The 4,871-nt window shown below is 74.6% G+C and carries 5 protein-coding genes; 3 read left to right on the top strand and 2 right to left on the bottom strand.

Annotated elements, in window-relative coordinates:
- Positions 1–8: 8 nt before the first annotated feature.
- On the bottom strand, positions 9–806 hold the full coding sequence (locus tag BGP03_RS33910; RefSeq protein ID WP_296377920.1) for a DNA-formamidopyrimidine glycosylase family protein: 798 nt from the start codon (positions 804–806) through the stop codon (positions 9–11).
- A gap of 19 nt (positions 807–825) precedes the next feature.
- On the opposite strand from BGP03_RS33910, the gene BGP03_RS33905 reads away from it, so the two are divergent.
- The 3 genes from BGP03_RS33905 to BGP03_RS33895 all read left to right on the top strand — a co-directional run bounded on the left by BGP03_RS33905 (position 826) and on the right by BGP03_RS33895 (position 4,640).
- Positions 826–2,607 (top strand): NHL domain-containing thioredoxin family protein, encoded by a 1,782-nt coding sequence (locus tag BGP03_RS33905; RefSeq protein ID WP_298797522.1) that lies wholly within the window; start codon positions 826–828, stop codon positions 2,605–2,607.
- Positions 2,608–2,802: 195 nt separating this feature from the next.
- Entirely contained in the window at positions 2,803–3,459 is a 657-nt protein-coding gene (locus BGP03_RS33900) for an O-methyltransferase (protein WP_296377918.1), read from the top strand.
- A complete protein-coding gene (locus BGP03_RS33895) occupies positions 3,456–4,640 on the top strand; it encodes a CaiB/BaiF CoA-transferase family protein (protein WP_298797520.1) in 1,185 nt (394 codons plus the stop codon). Before BGP03_RS33900 ends, BGP03_RS33895 begins: the two co-directional genes overlap by 4 nt.
- Before the next feature lie 43 nt (positions 4,641–4,683).
- Here BGP03_RS33895 and BGP03_RS33890 read toward each other — a convergent pair.
- Positions 4,684–4,871: hypothetical protein (locus BGP03_RS33890; RefSeq protein WP_299738806.1), on the bottom strand; the 188-nt coding region annotated here is incomplete at its 5' end.

Raw genomic sequence — 4,871 nt, 5'->3', positions numbered from 1 at the left:
GGAGCCTCCTAGGCCTGCTCGCGGGAGCACCACCACGTCGACCGCCCGCCGACCGTGCCGCGCACCATCGGCGCCCCGCAGCGCGGGCACGCACCGTCGGCGTGCCGGTGCCGGATGACCTCGCCCGTGTGCACCCCGCCGTTCGCGATGGCCGCCTTCAGCGCGCTCTCCAGGGCGTCGTAGAGCCGGTCGGTCGTCGCGGCGCCCAGCTCGTCGGCCGGCGCCGACGGCGACACCGCCGCCTGCCAGAGCGTCTCGTCGGCGAGCAGGTTGCCGACGCCGGCGAGCACCGACTGGTCGAGCAGGCGCGCCTTGATCGCCGAGTGGCCGCGTGCCACCCGCTTCCGGAAGTCCTCGCGCCCGATGGTCTCGGCGTCGGGGCCCAGCGCGTCGAGGTCGGGTTCGAGGCGGACCCGGCCGAGGCGCCGCTTGTCGAACAGCCGCAGCTGCCCGCCGTCGGCGAAGTTGACGGTGAAGCGGTCCCACTCGGGCTTGCGCGCGCCGGGGTTGCGGTGCTCGGGGCCGGTCGGGCCGACGTGCCCGTCGACGACGATCTGCCCGCCCATGCCCAGGTGGACGCCCAGGTGCGGGCCGGGCGCGCCGTCGCGGCCCGCCGTCTCGCACCACATCGTCTTGCCCTGCCGGTGGGCGGCGGTGAGCGTGCCGCCGACCAGGGCCCGGGCGATCTCACCGGGCGGGTGCGGGCGGCAGACCCACTCGTCGTTGTCGTCGACGCTCGCGATCTCACGGTCCAGCGCGCGGTCGAGGACCGTGCGGGCGAGCTCCACCTCGGGCAGTTCCGGCATGGACCCAGTCTCCCGGAACATGTCCGGACCGGCCGGGGTTGGGAGGCGAGTGGATCGTGTGAAGGTGCGGGCACCCGAGCTGCGCGGACGGCGCTGGCTCAACACCGGCGGCAGCGACCTCTCGCTCGCGGAGCTGCGCGGCAAGATCGTCCTGCTCGACTTCTGGACCTTCTGTTGCGTGAACTGCCTCCACGTGCTCGACGAGCTGCGCGAGCTCGAGCAGCGCTACGCCGACGTGCTGGTGGTCGTCGGCGTGCACTCACCGAAGTTCGTGCACGAGGCGGACCCGGCCGCCGTCGAGGCCGCGGTGGAGCGCTACGGGGTGTACCACCCCGTGCTCGACGACCCCGAGCTGGTCACGTGGGACGCGTACGCGGCGCGGGCGTGGCCGACGCTCGTGGTGATCGACCCGCGCGGGTACGTCGTGGCGCAGATGTCCGGGGAGGGCCACGCGCACGGGCTCACGGTGCTGGTGGAGGAGCTGATCGCCTCCCACGGCGACAACCTTCGCCGGGGCGACGGACCGTATGTGGCGCCTCCCGAGCCGACGACCGCGCTCAGGTTCCCCGGCAAGGTCATCGCCCTTCCCGGCGGCACGTTCCTCGTCTCCGACACGGCGCACCACGAGGTCGTGGAGCTGGAGGCCGACCTCGTCACCGAGCGCCGACGGATCGGCGACTTCACCGAGCCTCAGGGGCTCGTGCTGCTACCGGACGGCGACGTGGTCGTGGCGGACACGGCGGGCCACCGCCTGGCCCGGATCCGGGACGGGCAGGTGACCACGGTGGCCGGGACCGGGTCGCAGCTGCGCACCCGGGTCGAGGTGGGCGACTCCGCCCCCGAGCTCTCCACGCCCTGGGACGTGGCGCTGTGGGGCGGCCGGGTCGTGGTCGCCATGGCCGGCACCCACCAGCTCTGGACGTGGGACCCGGCCACGGGCGCCACGGCCGTCCTGGCCGGCACCACCAACGAGGGCCTGCGCGACGGCGCCCCGGACGAGGCGTTCTTCGCCCAGCCGTCGGGGCTGGCCGTCGATGCCTACGGGACGCTGTGGGTGGCCGACTCCGAGACGTCCGCGCTGCGCTCGGTGGTGGCCGACCCCGCGGTCGGAGCGGCCGTCACCACGGCCGTCGGCCAGGGGCTGTTCGACTTCGGCCACGTCGACGGCGACGCGGAGAAGGCGCTGCTGCAGCACCCGCTCGGCGTCGCGGTGCTGCCGGACGGGTCGGTGGCGATCGCCGACACCTACAACGGCGCGATCCGCCGCTACGACCCCGTGACCCGGACGGTGGGGACGCTGGCGCGGGACCTGGCCGAGCCCAGCGACGTCCTCGTGGACCCTTCCACGGATCCGGTCACGCTGATCGTCGTCGAGTCGGCGGCGCACCGGCTGGTGCGCGTGCCGATCCCGGCGTCGACGCAGGTGTCCGGCGCGGCGCACCAGGTGAGACGGGCGCCCACCGACCTGGCGCCGGGCCCGCTGACGCTGAGCGTCGCCTTCACCCCGCCGACCGGCCAGCACCTCGACACCCGCTTCGGCGACCCCACCCAGCTGACGGTGGCCGCGTCGCCGCCCGAGCTGCTGACCTCCGGCGCCGGGACGTCGACGGGGTTCGTCCGCGATCTCGTGTTCGGTGGGGTCGCCGAGGGGGTCCTGCAGGTCAGCGTGGCCGCCGCCGCGTGCGACGAGGGCGACGGCGTGTTCGCCGCCTGCCACCGCTACCAGCAGGACTGGGGCATCCCGGTCCGCCTGGTCGCGGGCGCCCCGGCCGAGCTGCGCCTCGACCTCCGCGCCGTCTGACCCGGTGCGACTGCACCACCACCCACCCTCGCCGGCGACCCATCATGATCACCGTTCAGGGACCGGCGGCCGGGTCAGCGCCGGTCGTGCGTCCCGAGACGTCGATCATGAACGGGTTCGAGCCGCTGCCCGTGCTCGACGCCGAACGGCTCCGCCACGACGAACCGGAGGCCGGCTGGGAGGCACACTGGCGGCGTGACGGATGCGACGTGGAGCACGGTCGACGCCTACTGGGCCGCGCACGTGCTGGCCCCCGACCCGGACCTGGACGCGGCGCTGGCCGCCAACACGGCAGGTGGGCTGCCACCCATCGACGTGTCGCCGTTGCAGGGCAAGCTCCTGCACCTGCTGGCCCGCTCGATCGGCGCGTCGCGGATCCTGGAGATCGGCACGCTCGGCGGCTACTCCACCATCTGGCTCGCGCGCGCCCTGCCACCCGAGGGGGCGCTCATCACCTGCGAGCTCGACCCCCACCACGCCGAGGTGGCCCGGGCCAACCTCGCGCGGGCCGGGCTCGACGGGGTCGTGGAGGTCCGGGTCGGCCCGGCGCTGCAGACGTTGCAGACGCTCACCGGCCCGTTCGACCTCACGTTCGTCGACGCCGACAAGGCCTCCACCGCCGAGTACGTGGAGGCGGCCATCGGACTCACCCGGCCGGGCGGGGTGATCATCGTCGACAACGTGGTGCGGGGCGGCGGCGTGGTCGATCCGACGAGCCCGGACCGGGCCGTCGCCGGCATCCGCCGGTTCGCCGACGCCGTGGCCGGTGACCGCCGGGTCGACGCCACGGTGATCCAGACGGTGGGCGGCAAGAGCTACGACGGGTTCCTCTACGCGGTGGTCCGCCCGTGAGCCGGCCGCTCGAGGGCGTCACCGTCGTGTCGTTGGAACAGGCCGTCTCGGCGCCGATGGCCAGCCGCACGCTCGGCGACCTGGGCGCCCGCGTGATCAAGGTGGAGAACCCGAACGGCGGCGACTTCGCCCGCCACTACGACGACGTCGTCAACGGGATGGCGGCGCACTTCGTATGGGTCAACCGGGGCAAGGAGTCGCTCACGCTCAACCTGAAGGACCCCCGCGGCCTCGACGCCCTGCACCGGCTGCTCGCCGGCGCCGACGCGCTCGTGTCCAACCTCGCCCCCGGCGCCACCCGGCGGCTGGGCCTGGGGCCCGAGCAGCTCGCCGAGCGCCACCCGCACCTGGTGTCGGTGGAGATCACCGGCTACGGCCCGGGCGGGCCGCTGTCGGCCAAGCGCGCCTACGACCTGCTGGTTCAGGCCGAGTCGGGGGCGGCGTCCATCACCGGCCTGCCGGGGGCGCCGGCCAAGGCCGGGCCCCCGATCGCCGACGTCGCGTCGGGGCTCTACGCCGCCATCGCCGTGCTCGCCGGGCTCTACGAGCGACGCGCCACCGACGGCCCGGGCGCGCAGGTGCACGTGGCGATGTTCGACGTCATGGCCGAGCTGATGGGCTACGCCCTGCACTACACGCAAGGCAGCGGCGTGGAGCAGCAACCGGTCGGGCTGGGCTCCCCCGCCGTCGTCCCGTACGGCGCGTACGCCACGGCCGACGCGCAGACGGTCGTGCTCGGTACCACCAACGACCAGGAGTGGCAGCGCCTGGCCCGCGACCTGCTCGGCCGCCCGGACCTGGCCGACGACCCGCGCTACGCCGGTGCCGCGGGCCGCGTCGCCCATCGCGCCGAGCTCGACGGCGCGGTGGCCGACTGGTGCGCCCGCACCGACCTCGCGACGATCCAGAAGGCCGCCGACGCCGCCGGCATCGGCAACTCCCGCTACAACACCACGTCGGAGGTGCTGGCCCATCCGCACCTGGTCGCGCGCGACCGCTGGCGCGACGTCGGCACCCCGAACGGGCCGGTGCCTGCGCTGCGCGCCCCGATCGACGCGTCCGGGTGGGACGACAGGATGGACCCGGTGCCCGCCCTGGGCGAGCACACCGGGTCCATCCTGGCGGAGCTGGGCCTCACCGACGCGGAGATCGCCGCGCTGGTCGGGCCCACTCCCTCCTAGATGACTGATTCCGAGGCCGATGGTCGGTGGCTGTGGGCCCAGATCACGGCCACAGGTTCTGGTTCGTGAGCAGGACCCGGCGGTGGGGGCGGCCCGGGGGTCCGCGGCCGGTCTTCGTGCACACGTGCCAAGTCGCGATCAGGCGTAGGCCGGAAGAACCGGAGTGGCCGCCGCCGTGGCCGTGCTCGGCGGAACCGGGCCGGGTCCGTGCGGCGCGGTCGCCCGCGAGCG

The organism is Pseudonocardia sp. 73-21, from assembly GCF_001899645.1.
GTDB lineage: Bacteria > Actinomycetota > Actinomycetes > Mycobacteriales > Pseudonocardiaceae > Pseudonocardia.
Note: the sequence above shows the minus strand (reverse complement) of the source record. Positions and strands in the feature narration are given on the sequence as shown.

Bases quoted from the DNA above. Each gene is read 5' to 3' on its own strand.
- BGP03_RS33910 (WP_296377920.1), bottom strand. From the start codon at position 806: ATGCCGGAACTGCCCGAGGTGGAGCTCGCCCGCACGGTCCTCGACCGC.
- BGP03_RS33905 (WP_298797522.1), top strand. From the start codon at position 826: ATGTCCGGACCGGCCGGGGTTGGGAGGCGAGTGGATCGTGTGAAGGTG.